This window comes from Pseudomonas sp. B28(2017) (genome assembly GCF_002113025.1).
Classification (GTDB): Bacteria; Pseudomonadota; Gammaproteobacteria; order Pseudomonadales; family Pseudomonadaceae; genus Aquipseudomonas.
On sequence record NZ_NEJH01000027.1, the window covers coordinates 1 to 1,701 of the forward strand.

The following is a 1,701-nucleotide window of genomic DNA, read 5'->3' on the forward strand; positions in this document are numbered from 1 at the left end:
GCGATGGTGATCACCTTGCCGCTGTCGAGGGTGACCGTCACCGGACCGTTTTGCGCGGTGACCGGGGCGCCGTTCTTGTCGGTCAGGGTCGCGGTGTAAGTGATGGTGCCGTTCTCGTCCACGCTCGGCGTCGCGGTCAGGGTCACCGTGGTGCTGTCGTTGACGTCGTTGACCGTGGTGGTCACTGGCGTGGTGTTGGGCGACACCAGTTCCAGATTGCCACCCGTTGCGTCCTTGATGGACTCGCTGACGGTGGTCGGCCCCTTGTACACGTCGTTGCCCACCGTCACCGGCAGGCTGCCGGAACTCTGGCCTTCGGCGATGGTGATCACCTTGCCGCTGTCGAGGGTCACGGTCACCGGACCGCTCTGCGCGGTGACCGGTTTGCCCTGGGCATCGGTCAGGGTGGCGGTGTAGGTGATGGTGCCGTTTTCGTCCACGCTCGGGGTGGCGCTCAGGGTCACCGTGGTGCTGTCGTTGACGTCATTGACCGTGGTGGTCACTGGCGTGGTGTTGGGCGACACCAGTTCCAGGTTGCCGCCGTCGGCCGATTTAATCGACTCGGTGACGGTGGTCGGCCCCTTGTACACGTCGTTGCCCACCGTCACCGGCAGGCTGCCAGCACTCTGACCTTCAGCGATGGTGATCACCTTGCCGCTGTCGAGGGTCACCGTCACCGGACCGTTTTGCGCGGTGACCGGGGTGCCGTTTTTGTCGGTCAGGGTCGCGGTGTAAGTGATGGTGCCGTTTTCGTCCACGCTCGGGGTGGCGCTCAGGGTCACGGTGGTGGTGTCGTTGACGTCATTGACCGTGGTTTCTACCGGGGTCTTCACCGGGTTGATCGCTTCGAGGTTGCCGCCGTCGGCCGATTTAATCGACTCGGTGACGGTAGTCGGGCCTTGGTAGACATCGTTGCCCACCGTCACCGGCAGGCTGCCAGCACTCTGACCTTCGGCGATGGTGATCACCTTGCCGCTGTCGAGGGTGACCGTCACCGGACCGTTTTGCGCGGTGACCGGGGTGCCGTTTTTGTCGGTCAGGGTGGCGGTGTAAGTGATGGTGCCGTTTTCGTCCACGCTCGGGGTGGCGCTCAAGGTCACGATGGTGGTGTCGTTGACGTCATTGACCGTGGTGGTCACCGGGGTTTTCACCGGATTGATCGCTTCGAGGTTGCCGCCCACCGCGTCCTTGATGGATTCGCTGACCGTGGTCGGACCTTGGTAGACATCGTTACCCACGGTCACCGGCAGGCTGCCAGCACTCTGACCTTCAGCGATGGTGATCACCTTGCCGCTGTCGAGGGTGACCGTCACCGGGCCGTTTTGCGCGGTGACCGGGGCGCCGTTCTTGTCGGTCAGGGTGGCGGTGTAGGTGATGGTGCCGTTCTCGTCCACGCTCGGCGTCGCGCTCAGGGTCACGGTGGTGGTGTCGTTGACGTCATTGACCGTGGTGGTCACCGGCGTGGTGTTGGGCGACACCTGCTCCAGGTTGCCGCCGTCGGCCGATTTAATCGACTCGGTGACGGTGGTCGGGCCCTTGTAGACGTCGTTGCCGACGGTGACCGGCAGGCTGCCGGAGCTCTGGCCTTCAGCGATGGTGATCACCTTGCCGCTGTCGAGGGTGACGGTCACCGGACCGTTTTGCGCGGTGACCGGGGCGCCGTTCTTGTCGGTCAGGGTCGCGGTGTAGGTGATGGTGCCG

General features: G+C 64.3%; 1 protein-coding gene. It reads right to left on the reverse strand.

Annotated features, from left to right (window positions below; genetic code table 11):
- The coding region (locus tag CAF65_RS27625) for an immunoglobulin-like domain-containing protein (protein WP_371919032.1) at positions 1–1,701 on the reverse strand (1,701 nt) is incomplete at both ends.